This is a genomic window from Streptomyces griseorubiginosus, assembly GCF_001514195.1.
Taxonomy (GTDB): Bacteria; Actinomycetota; Actinomycetes; order Streptomycetales; family Streptomycetaceae; genus Streptomyces; species Streptomyces griseorubiginosus.
Genome location: NZ_KQ948749.1, coordinates 35,211 through 51,047, shown reverse-complemented (window position 1 = coordinate 51,047; position 15,837 = coordinate 35,211). Strand labels below are relative to the sequence as shown.

General features: G+C 67.4%; 13 protein-coding genes and 1 pseudogene. 5 read left to right on the top strand and 9 right to left on the bottom strand.

Annotated features, from left to right (window positions below; genetic code table 11):
- Positions 1 to 13: 13 nt before the first annotated feature.
- Positions 14 to 976: an SDR family NAD(P)-dependent oxidoreductase gene (locus AQJ54_RS40690; protein WP_062246398.1), complete on the top strand. Its 963-nt coding sequence runs from the start codon at positions 14 to 16 to the stop codon at positions 974 to 976.
- Positions 977 to 1,061: 85 nt separating this feature from the next.
- On the opposite strand, the gene AQJ54_RS45435 is transcribed toward AQJ54_RS40690, so the two are convergent.
- The 7 genes from AQJ54_RS45435 to AQJ54_RS40660 all read right to left on the bottom strand — a co-directional run bounded on the left by AQJ54_RS45435 (position 1,062) and on the right by AQJ54_RS40660 (position 6,225).
- Entirely contained in the window at positions 1,062 to 1,235 is a 174-nt protein-coding gene (locus AQJ54_RS45435) for a zinc-binding dehydrogenase (protein ID WP_248845570.1), read from the bottom strand.
- A 55-nt stretch (positions 1,236 to 1,290) separates the two neighbouring features.
- Positions 1,291 to 2,208, bottom strand: a complete 918-nt coding sequence (locus tag AQJ54_RS40685; RefSeq protein ID WP_062246396.1) for an NADP-dependent oxidoreductase — start codon at positions 2,206 to 2,208, stop codon at positions 1,291 to 1,293.
- 179 nt (positions 2,209 to 2,387) lie between these two features.
- On the bottom strand, positions 2,388 to 3,257 hold the full coding sequence (locus tag AQJ54_RS40680; RefSeq protein ID WP_062246394.1) for a helix-turn-helix domain-containing protein: 870 nt from the start codon (positions 3,255 to 3,257) through the stop codon (positions 2,388 to 2,390).
- A 166-nt stretch (positions 3,258 to 3,423) separates the two neighbouring features.
- Positions 3,424 to 4,122 carry a type 1 glutamine amidotransferase domain-containing protein gene (locus tag AQJ54_RS40675; protein WP_062246392.1) on the bottom strand — a complete coding sequence of 233 codons (699 nt, stop codon included), beginning with the start codon at positions 4,120 to 4,122 and terminating at the stop codon, positions 3,424 to 3,426.
- Positions 4,123 to 4,146: 24 nt separating this feature from the next.
- On the bottom strand, positions 4,147 to 4,539 hold the full coding sequence (locus AQJ54_RS40670; RefSeq protein ID WP_062246390.1) for a nuclear transport factor 2 family protein: 393 nt from the start codon (positions 4,537 to 4,539) through the stop codon (positions 4,147 to 4,149).
- A gap of 55 nt (positions 4,540 to 4,594) precedes the next feature.
- Complete coding sequence (locus AQJ54_RS40665) at positions 4,595 to 5,194, bottom strand: flavodoxin family protein (protein ID WP_062246388.1); 600 nt, start codon at positions 5,192 to 5,194, stop codon at positions 4,595 to 4,597.
- A 68-nt stretch (positions 5,195 to 5,262) separates the two neighbouring features.
- Positions 5,263 to 6,225, bottom strand: coding sequence for an alpha/beta hydrolase (locus AQJ54_RS40660; RefSeq protein WP_211278646.1), 963 nt, complete (start codon positions 6,223 to 6,225; stop codon positions 5,263 to 5,265).
- Between the two features lie 1,010 nt (positions 6,226 to 7,235).
- Here AQJ54_RS40660 and AQJ54_RS40650 point away from each other — a divergent pair.
- Entirely contained in the window at positions 7,236 to 11,756 is a 4,521-nt protein-coding gene (locus AQJ54_RS40650; protein ID WP_248845569.1) for an AAA domain-containing protein, read from the top strand.
- A 1-nt stretch (position 11,757) separates the two neighbouring features.
- Positions 11,758 to 12,573 carry a hypothetical protein gene (locus AQJ54_RS40645; RefSeq protein WP_062246382.1) on the top strand — a complete coding sequence of 272 codons (816 nt, stop codon included), beginning with the start codon at positions 11,758 to 11,760 and terminating at the stop codon, positions 12,571 to 12,573.
- A 270-nt stretch (positions 12,574 to 12,843) separates the two neighbouring features.
- Here the strand turns inward: AQJ54_RS40645 and AQJ54_RS40640 are convergent, their stop codons facing one another.
- Positions 12,844 to 13,338 carry a hypothetical protein gene (locus AQJ54_RS40640; RefSeq protein ID WP_159055644.1) on the bottom strand — a complete coding sequence of 165 codons (495 nt, stop codon included), beginning with the start codon at positions 13,336 to 13,338 and terminating at the stop codon, positions 12,844 to 12,846.
- Positions 13,339 to 13,368: 30 nt separating this feature from the next.
- Between AQJ54_RS40640 and AQJ54_RS40635 the strand changes: the two genes are divergently transcribed.
- Both AQJ54_RS40635 and AQJ54_RS40630 read left to right on the top strand, forming a co-directional pair.
- On the top strand, positions 13,369 to 13,665 hold the full coding sequence (locus tag AQJ54_RS40635) for a hypothetical protein (RefSeq protein WP_159055643.1): 297 nt from the start codon (positions 13,369 to 13,371) through the stop codon (positions 13,663 to 13,665).
- Positions 13,662 to 14,585: an S-4TM family putative pore-forming effector gene (locus AQJ54_RS40630; RefSeq protein WP_159055642.1), complete on the top strand. Its 924-nt coding sequence runs from the start codon at positions 13,662 to 13,664 to the stop codon at positions 14,583 to 14,585. Before AQJ54_RS40635 ends, AQJ54_RS40630 begins: the two co-directional genes overlap by 4 nt.
- Positions 14,586 to 14,776: 191 nt before the next feature.
- Here AQJ54_RS40630 and AQJ54_RS40625 read toward each other — a convergent pair.
- Positions 14,777 to 15,766 (bottom strand): annotated as a pseudogene (locus AQJ54_RS40625) (NAD-dependent DNA ligase LigA); the annotation flags it as partial.
- Positions 15,767 to 15,837: the final 71 nt, after the last annotated feature.

Sequence of the window (15,837 nt, the reverse complement as noted above, 5' to 3'; positions counted from 1 at the left end):
GGAGATATCGCGCATGACCACCGCACAGCACAAGATCGGCTCCGGGTTCGACGCCAGGAGCACCGCCGCCGACGTCCTCCAGGGCATCGACCTGAGCGGCAAGCTCGCGATCGTCACCGGCGGATACTCGGGCATCGGCCTGGAGACCACCCGTGCGCTCACCCGGGCCGGCGCCCACGTCGTCGTCCCCGCTCGGAGGCCCGCGGACGCCCGGGATGCGCTCGACGGAGTCCTCGGCGTCGAGGTGGACGAGCTGGATCTCGGCGACCTGGAGAGTGTGCGCGGATTCGCGGAGCGGTTCCTCGCCTCCAGCAGGAGTGTCGACTTCGTCATCGACAGCGCCGGGATCATGGCATGCCCCGAAACCCGGGTCGGGCCCGGCTGGGAGGCGCAGTTCGCGATCAACCACCTCGGTCACTTCGCCCTCGTCAACCGTCTGTGGCCGGCGCTCGAACCCGGCGGCGCACGGGTCGTCTCCGTCTCCTCCGGCGGCCATCACATGTCCGGCATCCATTGGGACGACGTCCAGTGGGAGCGGGGCTACGACAAGTGGCAGGCGTACGGGCAGGCGAAGACGGCGAACGCCCTTTTCGCGGTGCACCTGGACAGGCTCGCCAAGGACTTCGGCGTCCGCGCCTTCGCCGTGCATCCCGGCGTCATCATCACACCGCTCCTGCGGCACGTGCCCGAGGAGGAGAAGGTGGAGTTCGGCTGGTTCGACGAGGACGGCAACCTGCGCGACCCGGATTTCTTCAAGACCCCGCAGCAAGGCGCGGCCACGCAGGTGTGGGCCGCGAATTCCCCCCAGCTGGCGGGCCTGGGCGGTCTCTACCTCGAGGACTGTGACGTGGCCGAGCCCGCTCCCGCCGACGGCGAGATGCGCGGTGTGAGGGACTGGGCGACCGACCCCGGGCAGGCGGCGCGCCTGTGGGAGCTGTCTGCGGAGCTGACGGGTGTGAACGCGTTCGCCGCGTAGTGCGGGTGGCCGGACGTCGTACGACGTCCGGCCACACACGCGTGACGTTGAGGGCAGCGGTCTCCGCGCCCGCACGTGCCCCGCGTCAGAAGGTCAGGGCGAGTCGGCCGCGCACTCCGCCTGCGGCGAGGAGCCGGTGTGCCTCGGCGGCCTGTTCCGCCGGGAACGTCCTGGCGACCCGAAGGGTGATCCGGCCGTCCTCGGTCGTGTCCCGCTTCGTGGTGTAAGCGACCTTGCTCGACGCGTTCCGGTAAGCCACGCGTCGTACATCCCCTGGGACACGGCTCCCGGGCAGCGAAGCGGCTGACCTGCCGTCAGCGCCGTGCGCGATCCCGAGCCGCGCCGATGCGGCGATGACCTGCGGATTCCGGCGCCTTGATCCGGTACACCACGTGGCGGGACGCCACCCCGTCCTCCGCCTGCTGCCGCAGCCGGTCGAGCTTGGCGTGCTCGCGGGCATAGCGGAACACGACGATCGGCTCGTAGACGATGCCGCGTTCACCGGGACCGTCGTAGCCGCGCAGTGTCACCACCCGGCCGCCGTCACGCACCGCTCGGGCGGTGAGAGCGCCGAGCGACGCGGCGTCGAGGAGTCCGTCGACGCCCTCCGGGACCTCTGCGCGTACCCGGTCCGGGTACTCGGCGCCGCGACGCAGGACGATGTCGGCGCCGAGTTCCTTGATCAGGGTTTCGTCCTGCTCCGAGGCGTCGGCCACCACCCGCAGCCCGTCCGCCTTGGCCAGTTGTACGGCATAGCCGCCCACCCCACCGGCCGCTCCGGTGACGGCGACGGTCTGCCCGGCCTCCAGGCCGAGGGTGTCCAGGGCCAGGCGCGCGGTCAGACCGTTCATCGGCAGCGACGCGGCCTGTGCGTCGCTCACGCCGTGGGGTGCGCGCACCACCGACTCCGCCGGGACGAGGATCTGCTCGGAGTAGGCGCCGCGGGCACCGCCAGCGAGCACGAGCGCCATCACCTGGTCACCGACGCTGAGGTCCGTGTCCGTGCCCGCGCCGATCTGGTCCACGACACCGGCGGCCTCCATGCCGGGCACGAACGGCGGCCGGGCGTCCGGAGACCGGGCGGGTCCGCTGCGCTGGAGGGCGTCGACCGCGTTGACGGTCGCGGCGTGCACCCGGATGCGCACCTCGCCCGGACCGGCCTCGGGAGCGGGCAGCTCCAGAACCTGAAGCACCTCCGGCCCACCGAATTCCGTGAAACCTACAGCCTTCATGCGAAGCACCTCGTTGTCTGACATTCGGTCGTTGAGGTGTCCGACCTTTCCGGCTCGCGTACGCCCGGAAAAGGGGAAGGTTTCTTGGCCGGGATACGGCTATAGGGGGGTGTATGTATCCCCCTCATGTGTGACACCGCACCGCCGGTCAGCCCTTGTGGGCACGCGTGAGAGAAGGCTCAGGTAGCCGCGTCGGACGCCGACGGTTTCTGGTCGGCGGTCCAGGAAGCGAGCAGGCGTAGCCCGTCGTGGGAGGGGGTGCCGGGTTCCGCGTTCCACACGATGATGTGCTGGTCGGGGTCCGTGCCGCAGGTGAGCGTGTTCCAGTCGAGCGTCAGCTCGCCCACCACCGGGTGACGCAGCTTTTTGACGCCGTTGCCCCGCATCGCGACGTCGTGTTCGGTCCACCACTGCCGGAACTGTGGGTCACGGGCGGAGAGTTCCTCGACCAGTGCGGTGAGAGGCTGGTCGTCGGGATAGCGCGCGCTCTCCATGCGCAGCTGGGCGATGGCCAGCCGGGTGACCTCCTCCCAGTCGACGTACAGCTCACGCATCCAGGGTTCGGTGAACAGCAGCCGCACGAACACCCGCTCCTGCTCGGGGTAGCGCCCGAAATCGGTCCACAGGGCGGCGGCGAGGCGGTTCCAGCCCAGGATGTCGGTGCACCGGCCGATGACGAAGGCCGGGGAGGCGCTGAGGTCGTCCAGCATGCGCTGCAGCTGTGGGTCCACCTGCTGGCGCTCGCGGTACGCGGCCGGGCGCACTCGCTCCTTAGCCGCGAGGTCGAAGAGATAAGTGCGCTGGGCGTCGTTCAGACGGAGCACCTGGGCAATCTCGTCGAGGAGGGGAGCTGACGCCTGGAGCCGGCCCTGCTCGATCCGGGTGTAGTACTCGGTGCTGATCGCGGCGAGGAGCGCCACCTCCTCGCGGCGCAGACCCTTCACGCGCCTCCGTTGCCCGCCGCGGAGGCCGACCTCGGAGGGGGTGAGCTCGGCGCGACGAGCCTTGAGGAACTCACCCAGCTCGTTCAGATGCGGGTTGCGGTTCATGACCTTCAGCTTGGCATAAACGCCGCATCTTTGGAGGGGGACGGATCCGTCCCCTGGCTGATCGGCCAGTGGGCACGATCTCCTCCATTGCGATACAGCCCGCAGCAGGACCGGTGGCCCGTGGCGTGAGCACGCCACGGGCCACCGGCTGGAGCTTCTCGAGGTGTCAGCTCAGTGCCTTGACCAGCTCCTGGGCGAGGGCGACGGCCGAGACCGGGTTCTGGCCGGTGTAGAGGGTGCGGTCGACCTGGACGTGCGGGGTGAACGGGTCGGCCTCGCGGTAGTCCGCCCCGAGTTCGCCCACGAGGCGGTCCTGCAGCAGCCACTTCGCGCGGTCCGCGAGACCGTTCAGCTTCTCCTCGGCGTTGGACAGGCCGGTCAGGCGGTAACCGTGGAACGGGGAGGTCCCGTCCGGGCCGATCGTCGCCAGCAGTGCCGCGGGGCCGTGGCACACCAGGGACACCGGCTTGCCCGAGGCGAGCCACTCGGTGAGCAGCTTGCCGGAGGCGGCGTCGTCGGGCAGGTCCTCCATCGGGCCCCAGCCACCGGGATAGAACACGGCCACGTAGTCGGCGATGTTCACGTCCTCGATGCGCATCGGGTGCGCCAGCTCGGTCGCCTCCCGCAGTGCGGCCCGCATGTGCTCGGCGCCTTCCTCGCCGCCGTTGAACTCGGCGGTGAGGCTGAGCGCGTCCGCGGTCGGCGGTACACCGCCGGGCGTCGCCGCCGCGATCTCGTATCCGGCCTCCTTGAAGACCTGGTAGGGGCCGATCGCTTCCTCGGCCCAGAAGCCGGCCGGCTGGCGGGTGCCGTCGGCCAGCGTCCAGTGGTCGGACGCGGTGATCACGAAGAGGATCTTCGCCATGGTTGTCGTCTCCTGGTGAGGATGTCAGCCCTTGAGGGCTTCCTGGAGGATGTGGCTGTCGGCGGCCTGCCGCATGCTCACGGCCTTGCCGTCACGGACGGTCCACAGGTGGATGAACCGGACGTCGGCCTTGTTCCCGGTCTTCGTCTCGGCGTGGTAGTGGCCGAACACGAAGACATGGCCTTCATCGTCCGCGTAGAACTCCTCGGGTACCGCGCCGAAGGAGTCGTAGTTCGGCATCGTCCGGCCGAAGAAGTTCTTCGCCGCGTCGTCCCAGCCGTGGTAGACACCGCTGTTCGGGAAGCCGGGGGTGATGTCCCACACGAGGTCCGGCGCCATGACCTCGGCGGTCACTTCCGGGGACATTCCGGATTCGTACAGCCGGCGGATGAGGGCGAGGCTCGGGGAATCGGACATAACGTACTCCTTGCGGGGGGTGGGTAGTGGATGGAGCGGAGAAAGGGCTCTGGGATCAGGCGGCGAGGGCGGTCCGCCCGGCGCGGAAGATCGCGGCCTGACGGGCGACGCGCGCACCCAGGTGCTCCGCGGTGGCGATGTCCGACTTGTGGACCGCCTCCGGGCCGGCGTCGGTCGGGCTCTGGGCGCCGGCGCCCAGGAAATAGCCCAGCCGGTTGATGTCGTCCTCGCTGCCCGTGGTGGAGTCCCAGCCCGGCTGCAGGCCCAGGCTGATCCAGTGCATGCCGTGCTGGGCGGCCATCGTGGCGAAGTAGCCCAGGGTGGACGACTTGTCGCCGTTCTTGGCACCGGAGTTGGTGAAACCCGCGGCGAGCTTGTCCACCCAGGACTGGGAGAACCAGCGCTTGCTGCTGGCCTCGGCGAACGTGTGGAAGGCCGCGGAGGCCGTACCCATGTAGGTGGGGGCGCCGAAGACGATCGCGTCAGCGGCGTCCAGCTGTGCCCACTGCTCGTCCGTAACGGTGTCGACGGAGATCGAGACGACCTCAACGCCCGCTCCCGCCGCACCACGCGCCACGGCTTCGGCGATGACGGCCGTGTGGCCGTAGCCCGAATGAAAGGCGATGGCGACGGTGGGGCGGCCGGGATGGGACATGGTGATGGTGCTCCTCGAATGATTTCTACGGCGGGCTAGGCTCTCCGGGCGTTTGCCCTGGGGGCCTTCTACTGAAGGACGGCGAAGAACTTCACCATCTTGGTGAGCGCCTGATCCATGTACTCGGGAACGTCGTACATGGCGATGTGAGTCGCCCCGTCGACGACGAACAGTTCCTTCGGGCCCTTGGAAAGCTCGTAAGCCTGGTCGCTGAACACTTTTGTGTCCGCTTTGCTCCCCGCGATGAGGAGCAGCGGCTGGGTCAGCAGTTCCGGGATTTGATCGAACGTCGAGAACGCGTACATCTTGTCCATGCTGGTCAGCAGAAAGCGGCCCTTGGAACGGGGATGCTGACCACGCGGAGTCCGGTAGTAGTCGTATCCCTCGCGGAGGAGGTCCGGCGTGTTGTCGTCGATCTCCTCCAGCGTTTCCGGGACGAACGGGACGTAGACGGGCTCCGCTCCCCTCGCCTCCGCTGTGCGCTGCTGAGCGGCCATCTCCAGGTTCCTGATCTGCTCGGACACGGGAGACGTATGACCCAGGAAGGCCCTGGAACCTTCGCCCATCGGAGCCGCGCTGACGGTGGCGACCGCCTTGAAACGGCGTTCGGTCTGCGCCACGCTGATCGCGTAACCGCCACCGGCGCAGATGCCGAAGACGCCCATCCGCTCGGTGTCCACGTACGGGAGAGTGGTGAGGAAGTCCGCCGCGCAGCGGGCGTCCTCCACCCTGGTCGTCGGGTCTTCCAGAAGGCGCGGTTCGCCGCCGCTCTCTCCCTGATAGGAGGAGTCGTAGACCACGGTCACGAATCCCTCGGAAGCCAGCCGCTTCGCGTACTGGCCGATGGTCTGTTCCTTTACACCGCCGGCCGGATGAATTCCGACAAGGGCCGGGTATTTCTTATCTTCGTCGAAATCGTCCGGCAGGTGGAGGTGTCCCGCGATCTCTACTGCCTTGTTCCTGAATGAAACAGCCTCGACCATGGCGCCTGCCTCTTTGTCGACTGAGATCCGCCCATCGGCGGTGCGCACACCATGATTCGCCGGTGCCGAGATCATGTCCACTCGCGATGGGGGGAAGAAATCATCCCCTGGATATGAATTCCCGGGTGTCCACCTCTCCGTCTCATTCCGCGGGGGGTGTGCAGCCGGCGCGCGGTATTCCTGCCCCGTGCGCGGTGGGCCACCACGGCATCGCCGGCGTGACGGCCATGCCGTGGACGTACGCCGATGCTGCTGCGGTGCACGCGAGATGCGCAACACCTGCGCTGCGCTGGTATCCGTTCCGCTGTGGCACCTGGCCAGAGCCCGCCCCGCACAGCACTCAACTCCGCGCGGCGGTCCGCGCATGGGGATGCAGCAGGCCCGCGTCCGCTCCTTTGCTCTGCGCACGGGGTGAGGCGCTGCATGTGACACGGGTGGGGACGATGCCGGCCGCGCGCTCGCGGAGGTTGCGTCCGGTGGCCGTGCCGAGGATGCGCTGAAGCGTGAGCAGCGGGGTGGCGAAGTCCGCACGATCAGAGTCCGGCCACCGAGGCACTCGTGCAGGCGGGCGGGCGCGACCTGAGCAGAGGCGTCACCGCCTTCAGGGCCAGCATGAGCGGTGTGCCCTGGGTGGCAGGCACCGCACCGGAGGTGATCGCGATGTGCTCGATGGCCTTTCAATGCGGCGCACAGCTCACCGAGACCATCCCCAGCTACACCACCCGCAGGGACATGACCCGTGACAGGATCGGCCTTTTCTCTCTGCTTGAAGGCAGTACCAGGAGATTGGGGAGAGATTGCGGCTGCGCTGTCTCGCAGTTCGCCGAGCTGCGGCTGTTGCCCAGTAGCCACGGCCCAGCCGGGGTGGCGAGGCTATGGCGCACTGGAGGGTCTTCATGTCCGGAAATGGTTGTGCATGAGTCCCGTCACATTGCCCCGTATCTAGCCGCCGGGGATCCTGAAAGGCTTGCCACGGTGGCACGCGTTTGGGGGATGTGATGGCCCGCCCGGCAGTACGTGATGGCAGTGATCCCAAAGCCGTCCGTGACACTCGCGTCTTGATCGACTGCCTACAAGAGCTGGTGCGGGGCGCCATCTCCAAGACCATCCGCGACTGTGCCAAGTACCCGGAGACGGTGTGGCTCGCGGGCGCCCCCGATGGGACCGTGCGCCGTGCTGCGGACGCCGACCCTCGCATCATGGTGGTCAAGCACCGTCCGCCCCAAGAAGCACCGAGGCTGCCTGCGATCCTGCACGGCAGGGTGTCCGCCGATGCCGCCGCCACTGCTGGACCGCAACCTCCCGGCCTGATCGACAACACCCCGAATGACCGTCAAATGGCCGACGACCAGGCAGATGCGGAGGAGAACCAGCCGGCACTGGAGAGCGGCAGCTCTGAAGAACGCAAGGCGTACGAGACGTGGGCCGGCAAGTGGATGCGATGGTCGCAGGAAGAGCTGGCGGCCGAACCGCAGCGGCGACTGCACCGGCAGCTGTACCGGATGGCCAAGAAGATCGAGCAGGACAGTGACACTTTCGAAGTAGTCCTGGCCGTAGGTCTCTTGCAACTCGGAGCCGCTCGTCCCTCGGCCCGGGTCCGTCGGCACATCGTGACAACGCCGGTGACCCTCACCGTTGAACCGGCATCGATCAACGTGACCGTTTCGCTGGTGCCGGAGCACCCCGGGCGTCTGGAGGACACCGACTTCCTCAGCGAGTCCGACGGCTATACGTCGGAGCTGCTGGGGGTTGTACGCTCCGCTGTCGAGGACGTGCCCTTCCACCCGCTGTCGGACCGGGCGGCACAGGCCGTGCGCTCGTGGGCGCAGCGGGCTTTCGGAGTCGACCACGTACTCCCGTTCGACCCAACAACCGGCCAGCACCCCGATCTCACCGCTGAACCCCAGTCGCGGTCACTGCATCTCGCGCCCGCGCTCATCCTGCGCGAACACAGCCAGCGCTCCGTCCTCGGCTTCTACGAGAGCATCGCCCGGGCGCTGAAACGTCCTGGAGCACAGGCGCCTTTGGGACTGGCGCAACTGCTGTATGACCTTGAACCGGAGCACCGGACGGCCTGGGGGAGCAGGAGTGGCTCCGTGCCGCCGGCATTGGGACCGGATCCGCTGTTCCCGATGGTCACCAACGCTGCCCAGCGCGATGTCCTGGACCGGCTGCAGCGCGACACCAGTGTGGTGGTCCAGGGCCCGCCGGGCACCGGAAAGACGCACACCATCAGCAATCTGATCGCCGCACTCCTCGCGGACGGCAAGAGAGTCCTGGTCACCAGTGCGAAGAGCCAGGCTCTGAACGTGCTGCGCGACCAGCTGCCGTCCAAGCTGCGCAGCATGTGCGTGATCCAAGGCGATCAGTGGCAGGGCGGGAGCTCCGATCTGAGCGAGTCGCTGGGAGCCTTGGCCCACCTGAACGCGACAACGAACCTCGATCGGCTCCAACAGCGCATTGACGACCAGCAGACGCAGCGGCACCAGCTCATGGCGGAGCAGGCCAGACTCCAAGACCGCCTGCGTCAGGTACGCGAGGTCGAGTGGTACGAGCACCCCGAGGTCGCGCCGGGCTACCGCGGGCGGCTCGACGACATCGTGCAGGCCGTGGAGCACGGCGCAGCCGAATATCAGTGGCTGCCGCCCCTGGATGTCCAGGCCCCGCAGGCCCCGCCGCTGACTACGGACGAAGCTGAGCGACTGTGGCTGCTCGTCACCCAGCACGGTCCCGGAATCCTCGACGCCCGCATTCAGTACTGCCCGGACCCGGCCACGCTGCCGGACCCGACGGAGGTTTCCCGCCGCATCACGGAACTTGAAGCGGCCGAGGAATCCGTCGGCCGCGAGCCGGTCACACCGCTGGCGCAGGAACTGGCGGACCACGGTGACGCGCGGCTCACCGTGCTGGAAGGCCTCCTCGACCGAGCCCAGCAGGCCCTGCAGAGGGTAGGGCTGTCCGCGGACCCTGTCTCCTGGCAGGCGGATACCTGGTCCACGCGCGCGCTGCAGGACGGCATCGCCCAGCGATGGCAGCAACTGTGGGACAGCATCCGAAACGCCGCACAGCGTGCACAGCAGACCCACGACGAGATAGCCGCCGCCTCGTTCCTGGAAGTGGAGATCCCCCGCCTCTCCGAAAGCGACGAGAAGGAGCTCTTGATCGCGGGACGCAATCTGGAGCAGCACGTCCTGCGCACCGGAAAACTGAACACGCGATGGCCCCGGCCGGCCGTCGTCAAGCAAGCCCGATTCCTCCTCGAACAGTGCCGGGTAGAAGGCATGGCGCCCGCCGGCCGAGAACACATCACCGCGGTCGTACGGCAACTGGAGATGCGCGCCCACGCCCGCACCCTGCGCGGCCGGTGGACCGGCGTCGGATCCGCCGTCGACCAGGACACCACCGAACTGATGACGTCCGAACTTCTGGACAGGGCCGTCATCCTGCAAGCTATCGACACCTGCGTGGAGGTCATCCGCCAGGTCCACGCAACCCTGCTGGCCGACGGAATCCAGACACCGGTCACCACCGCCGAGCAATGGGGCGACATCCGTCAGGCCACGGCCCAGGCCCGCCAACTCCTGCACATCAGGACCGCGACACAACGCCTCGAAGAACTCCTCAAGAGCCTTCCGCCGCCCCACCCGCATGGCGTCGAAGAGTTGCAGCGCGCGGCGGATGCCGTAGCGGCCCGTGATGCGCAGGCCTACGCGCAGGCGGTGGATGCACTGGCCGCGGCATACCAGCGTGAGGCAGACCGGCGCGAGACCGGGAAACTCTTCCAGTGCCTTGCCGAGGCCCACCCCGAACTCACCAAGGACTTCGCCGGCGATCCCCTCGCCCCGCACTGGCACTCTCGGTTCGCCGTGCTGCCCCAGGCCTGGGCATGGCGGCAGGCGCAGGACTTCCTCGACACCCACCTGCTCCCAGGACGCGAAGAGCAGCTCGAAGGCGAACTGGTCCAGATTCAAGCCCGGCTGCACGACCTGGTGGAACAGCTGGTCTGCGACCGCGCAGCACTCCATTGCGTCAGCCGCATGACCACCAAGCACAAACAGGCCCTGGCCGCCTACGCCAGCGCCGTGGCCAACGCAGGCCAGGGAACCACCGAATACGGCAAACGCCACCAGCGTCACGCGCGCTCAGCCATGCAGACAGCGCAAGGAGCGGTGCCGGCGTGGATCATGCCGCTGAATCAGGTAGCGGAAACGATCAGCCCCGAACCGGACTCCTTCGACGTCGTCATCGTCGATGAAGCAAGCCAAGTGGGCCTGGACGGCCTGCTGTTGCTCTGGCTCGCACCCCGCATCATCGTCGTCGGCGACGACCGGCAGTGCGCCCCGTTCTACAGCGGCAGCAAGCACGACCGGATCACCCAGATCTTCGACGAGCGCATGGCCGGCCTCGAACCCTGGCAGCGCGAAGGCTTCGACCCCAAGTCCAACCTGTACGAACTACTGCAGTCCCGCTTCACCGAAAAGATCCGTCTCACCGAGCACTTCCGGTGCATGCCGGAGATCATCAAATGGTCCTCCATGCAGTTCTATCCCGACAACCAGCTGGTCCTGCTGCGCCAGCACGGCTCCGACCGCCTCCCGCCGCTGAAGGTCGTCCACGTGCCCGAAGGGCACTGCGAGGGCCGCCGGGACAAACTCATCAACCGGCCGGAGGCGGAGGCCGTCGTCAACGAACTGCACCGCCTCACCCAGGACTCTGCCTACGCAGACCGCAGTATCGGCGTGATCATCCTGCGCCACGGCGACCAGACACGACTGGTACAGGACCTCGTCGACCAGCGCATCGATATATCGGCCCGCGAACGCCACAGCATCCTGGTCGGCACACCCGAACAGTTCCAGGGAGACCAGCGCGACGTCATCCTCCTGTCGATGGTCGTCGACGGAGCCAACGTCATCGCCGCGACCGGCCGCAACCATGAACGACGCTTCAACGTGGCCGCCAGCCGGGCCCGCGACCAGATGTGGCTCTTCCATTCCCTGACCATCGACCAGCTCAGCAGCAAAGACCTGAGGCGCTCCCTGCTCACCTACATGGTGAGCCCGCCCCCGCCCTACACACACCCCCACCAGCCCGCCCACGTCAGCGCAGACCGACACTGCGCGCCCTTCGACTCGCTCTTCGAACAGCGTGTCTTCCTGCGCATCAAGGAACGCGGCTACGACGTGGTGCCCCAGTGGCAAGTCAACGGAAAGCGCATCGACCTCGTAGTCACCGGAGGCCACGGACGCCTCGCAGTGGAGTGCGACGGAAGCCCTCACCACTCCACTCCGCAGCAGATCCACGACGACGCAGAGCGCGAGCGGGAGCTTCGCCGCGCCGGCTGGACGTTCTGGCGCATACGCAGCAGCGCCTTCGCCCTCTCACCCGACGAGGCCTTGGAACCTCTGTGGGAACGCCTGACCGAGCTGGGCATCCATCCCCGCACGGTCCGCGAGCCATCCATCGACGACGCGCTGACCGACATGCCCTGGACTCCGGTCGGCCTGGCCGAGGCCGAACCCGATGAAGACGCGGACCCCTACGACGGCGAGCCGGACGAAGACAGCGAGGAAAACTGACATGGACAGCTACGACGAGAGCACCCTCGAAGAACTCGCCGCTATGGTCTGCGGTGACGAGCCGGGCATGAAACGCCGAGCCGGATGGGAACTTGCTCCCTTCCTTCGCAGGGCCGGCTGGGAAGACGTCCCCGACCACGACGGCAGTCCGCGCCACGGCTGGGTCCACACCATCCTGTGCGAACGGCAGGAAGACCAGGCAGGAGACACCGAGCGCGTCATCCTGCGCCTGGCCGACCGACGGGAATACCAACAACAACCCGCTGACTACGACGCCGTGATCCAACGCCTCCAGGAAGTCCTCGCCTTCGAAGGCCGCCGCATCGACTACCGCAAAGGGCAGCCGTTCCTCATCGAGTACGACCCTGACGAACCCGCTCGCCCGCAGCGCGTAGAGCTGAAGGTGGCCATCACCGACATCGTCTCCGATCCCGACCTGGCCCGCGCCGTTCAACTACGCCTCGACGAAGCCGGCATCTGCCAAGAACACGGTGCCTACACCTCCGCCGTCATCATGCTCGGGAGCCTCCTCGAAGGCGTCCTCGTCCACGCGGCCGACGTCAGAACTGCAGCTGTGCCGTTGACCCGGCCGGCCCGCGACACACGGTTGCAGGAGCTCATTCAGCACGCCCACGCCAACCAGTGGATCGACCAAGACGCAAAAATGGCCTCGGACTTGCTGCGGATCTACCGCAACCTGGTCCATCCCCTCGCGGAAAAGCGGGCCAAACACAGCGCAGACTTCGACACCGCTGACCTCTGCTGGTCCACGGTCAACGCTGTGCTCAACGACCTGGCGGCAAGCAACCCTCAATAGGCATCGGCAATGGCGTTGACGGGTTTGACCGGCATGTGGCAGCTCCTTCCTCACGCCCGCCAACGTCGCGCTGCCGAGGCTCGCCCCTTCGACAGCGGGCGCAGACTGATGGTGAAATCCCCTGGACGTCCCTGACAGCCCCGGTGTAGATAGGGCCAACTCCCGCAGCAAAGGTAGAAGATGGTGGTGCGGCGAGCACATTCGAACCGGTAAGAGCCGAGGAGTACTGAGTTTCTCCAGGACGGCGCACGCAGCTGAGACTCGTTTGAGTCATTCAAGTGCAGATGCTTCCGCGAACTCAGCCTGCGTTCCATCCGCTCCTATCTGCTCGGGGATCTCCACCGGGGACGATTCCAGAGACGCTGCTCCGAAGAATGCCCCGAAGATGAGGTCGAACTCGCAAGTGGCGGAGTCTTGGAAGATCGGCAGGCCGCGGATGGCTTCCGCGGTGGTGTACCGCTCGCAGAACGTGCGGGCCCGGTCGTTCTTGTTATTCGATTCGTTCGTCTGCAATTCGGGGTAGTAGGCCTCGATGGCCCCGCGCTCCCACACGTAGATGTCCTCGTGACGGAGCATTCGCAGCAGATCCAGCTTCATCTTCTCTAGCTCAGGGTCATTGGCTTCCTCTAGGATCCTGCGCGCCGATCCTGAAGCGGAGCGGGCGAAGAAGGCATCTACCGCGGCGTTCAACTCATCAAGGACTTCTCCGAGCGGTGGAAGCCCCTCGTGAAGATGATCAAGACCTGGAATCGACACCACGGCCACCCCATCGAAGCGTCATTCCTCATCGAGGTCATGGCCCTGGAACTCGTCAAGGGCGAGTGGGTCGGGCCCTACCCACGGGAGCTGCGACAGTTCTTCGCCACTGCCGTCAACGCCGTCGCGGAGCGGTGGCCGGACCCGGCCCACTTGGGCCCGGACGTCTCCGACATCTTCGACGGCCAACCCGAGAAGCTCCAGGCCGCCCAAACGGCCCTGCGAGCCGCAGAGGCTGCGTGCACCGAGGCACTTCGGCTCGAACGTGTGGGACGTACCGGCGACGCGCTGGCGCAGTGGCAGTTTCTCTTCGGCCCGCTCTTCACCAAGTCATGACCGCCGGCCAGCAGTCTCCTGTGCAACCGGGTGCCTCCGCCCGGATCAAGGAACGCCAAGATCAGCCAGAACACCTCAACAGACTGCTGGCCTACTCCCACTTCTACAAGACAGCGATGTGGTGGCGCCGCATCAGGACGTGGGGCAACGTCCTTCTGGCCCTGACGGCGCCGCTCCTTGCGGTGTTCCTCCCGGCGGGGGCGAGCACCCGCGGGGCGATCGTCGCCGCCTGGCTGGTACTCGGGAAGACCGTACTCAAAGGCATAGAGGGAAGCGCCACCCTGAGGGCCGCCAACATCCAGGAGCTGTACGACACCAGGCTCTTCCACCTGAATTGGAACCAAGCCCTCGTCGGCCGACAGCCCGTCCCTGACGATGTCTCCTCGGCTGCTCGTCACATCCGTGAGCACGGCCCCTATCTCGACTGGTACAGCATCGACTTGGGTGACACCCCTTGGCCCGGCGACGTCCTTCTGTGTCAGCGGCAAAGCGCAGTCTGGAGCCGTCGGGATCACCATGCTTATGGCGCCTTCCTGGCGATCGGTGGCGGTAGTTGGGCTGTCGCGATCATCATGTTCGCCCTGGTACGTGACATGACGCTGCTCACCTTCCTCGTAGCGCTCTTCCTGCCCAGCGCCGCCGCGCTTCTCGACACCATCGAACTCGCCCGCGAGCACTGGCAGCAGTCCACCAAGCGTCGACAAGTCGAGGACGACATTCACGACGTATGGACCACGTACCAGGCCAGGCCGGCAGACATCCCAGCCGAAGAATGCCGACGCCTTCAGGACGCCACCTACCTCCTGCGGAGGGACGGCCCGCCGGTACCCAAGTGGTTCTACGACCGCCGCCGCCACGAAACCGCTGCTGTCACGAACGACGGCACCACGGTCCTGCGCTCATCGTCAGATCCCGGCTGACTGATCAGCCGCGCTGTGACGCTCACCCTCTTCGTCGTCGTCGCGGGTGGGCACCGTGGGCGACCGTCAGCACTTCGTCGGTTGCCTCCACTACCCGAGAAGTGCAACAGGACTGTTGCTGCCACCTGCGGATCTGATGCCCTCTTGACCTGGGTCATCATGGTCGAGTGCGACGAAGCCCATCAGCTCTGAATTTGCGGCAGAACCGGGAGCTTGTAGGCGATGGCCCAGCGTGGCGCGCGCGACCCGGAACCGGCGGCCCGCTGGTCGGCGGCCAGGTCGGCCTTGACGACGATGCCGTCGATCCCGAAGGGCAGCTCCGCCCGCAGCCCCGCGATCTCCCGCACCCGCTCCAGGACCTCCTCCGCCGTCGAGGCCGTGACCGTGGGCACCGCGGTCGCCCCGGTGGTGTGCACGCCCAGCCGGGCGGCCAGTGCCATCAGCTCGCTGTGGGCCAGCCCGTCCAGCCGCTCCGTCAGTTCGGCGTCGGTGTCGGGCAGGGGCAGCAGGCCGTAGCCGAAGAACGTCATCGGCACCGTGTAGGCGCGGTCCTTGGCCCGCAGGGTGCCGGCGGACGCCCCGCGCGGGTTGGCGAACGGCTGTCCTCCGTGCGCGGTGCGCACCTCGTTGGCGTGCTCGAACTGCGCCGTCGTCATGAGGACTTCGCCGCGGACCTCCACGGTCAGCGGCTGCTCCAGCTTCTCCGGCAGCCCTTCGAGGGTGCCGAGCGCGTGCGAGACGTCCTCCCCGGCGATCCCGTCGCCGCGCGTGATCAGCCGGGTCAGCCGCCCCTCGGTGTAGCGGGCCGCGACGGCGAGCCCGTCGAGCTTGGCCTCCACGCTGAACCGCTCCACCTCGTGCCCGATCCGCCGGGCCAGCGAAGCCGTCCAGGCGGTGAACTGCTCGGGCGAGAACACATTGTCCAGGCTCAGCATCGGCACGGTGTGCGGCACATCGCCCTCGACGGCGCCGCCGGCGACCTTGCCCGTGGGGGAGTGCGGCAGCACCTGGTCGGGGTGGGCGGCCTCCCACGCGGCGATACCGCGCACCAGCCGGTCGTAGGCGTCGTCGTCGAGCGGGGAGGCGCCGTCCGTGTAGTAGGCCGCGGCGGCGGCCACGACGTCCTCGACGGCCTGCGCGTAGGCGGCGTCATCCACGATCTGAGCAGCTGGTGTGGTCATGGCCTCATCCTGCCTGCCACCACTGACAACGCCGCAGAACCGACGTCCCGCGGCCGCACCCGGGGGGAGCA

What these genes read in the sequence shown, in the direction of transcription:
- AQJ54_RS40690 (WP_062246398.1), top strand. Translation starts at nt 14, where the DNA reads ATGACCACCGCACAGCACAAGATCGGCTCCGGGTTCGACGCCAGGAGC.
- AQJ54_RS40685 (WP_062246396.1), bottom strand. Translation starts at nt 2,208, where the DNA reads ATGAAGGCTGTAGGTTTCACGGAATTCGGTGGGCCGGAGGTGCTTCAG.
- AQJ54_RS40680 (WP_062246394.1), bottom strand. Translation starts at nt 3,257, where the DNA reads ATGAACCGCAACCCGCATCTGAACGAGCTGGGTGAGTTCCTCAAGGCT.
- AQJ54_RS40675 (WP_062246392.1), bottom strand. Translation starts at nt 4,122, where the DNA reads ATGGCGAAGATCCTCTTCGTGATCACCGCGTCCGACCACTGGACGCTG.
- AQJ54_RS40670 (WP_062246390.1), bottom strand. Translation starts at nt 4,539, where the DNA reads ATGTCCGATTCCCCGAGCCTCGCCCTCATCCGCCGGCTGTACGAATCC.
- AQJ54_RS40665 (WP_062246388.1), bottom strand. Translation starts at nt 5,194, where the DNA reads ATGTCCCATCCCGGCCGCCCCACCGTCGCCATCGCCTTTCATTCGGGC.
- AQJ54_RS40645 (WP_062246382.1), top strand. Translation starts at nt 11,758, where the DNA reads ATGGACAGCTACGACGAGAGCACCCTCGAAGAACTCGCCGCTATGGTC.
- AQJ54_RS40635 (WP_159055643.1), top strand. Translation starts at nt 13,369, where the DNA reads ATGGCCCTGGAACTCGTCAAGGGCGAGTGGGTCGGGCCCTACCCACGG.
- AQJ54_RS40630 (WP_159055642.1), top strand. Translation starts at nt 13,662, where the DNA reads ATGACCGCCGGCCAGCAGTCTCCTGTGCAACCGGGTGCCTCCGCCCGG.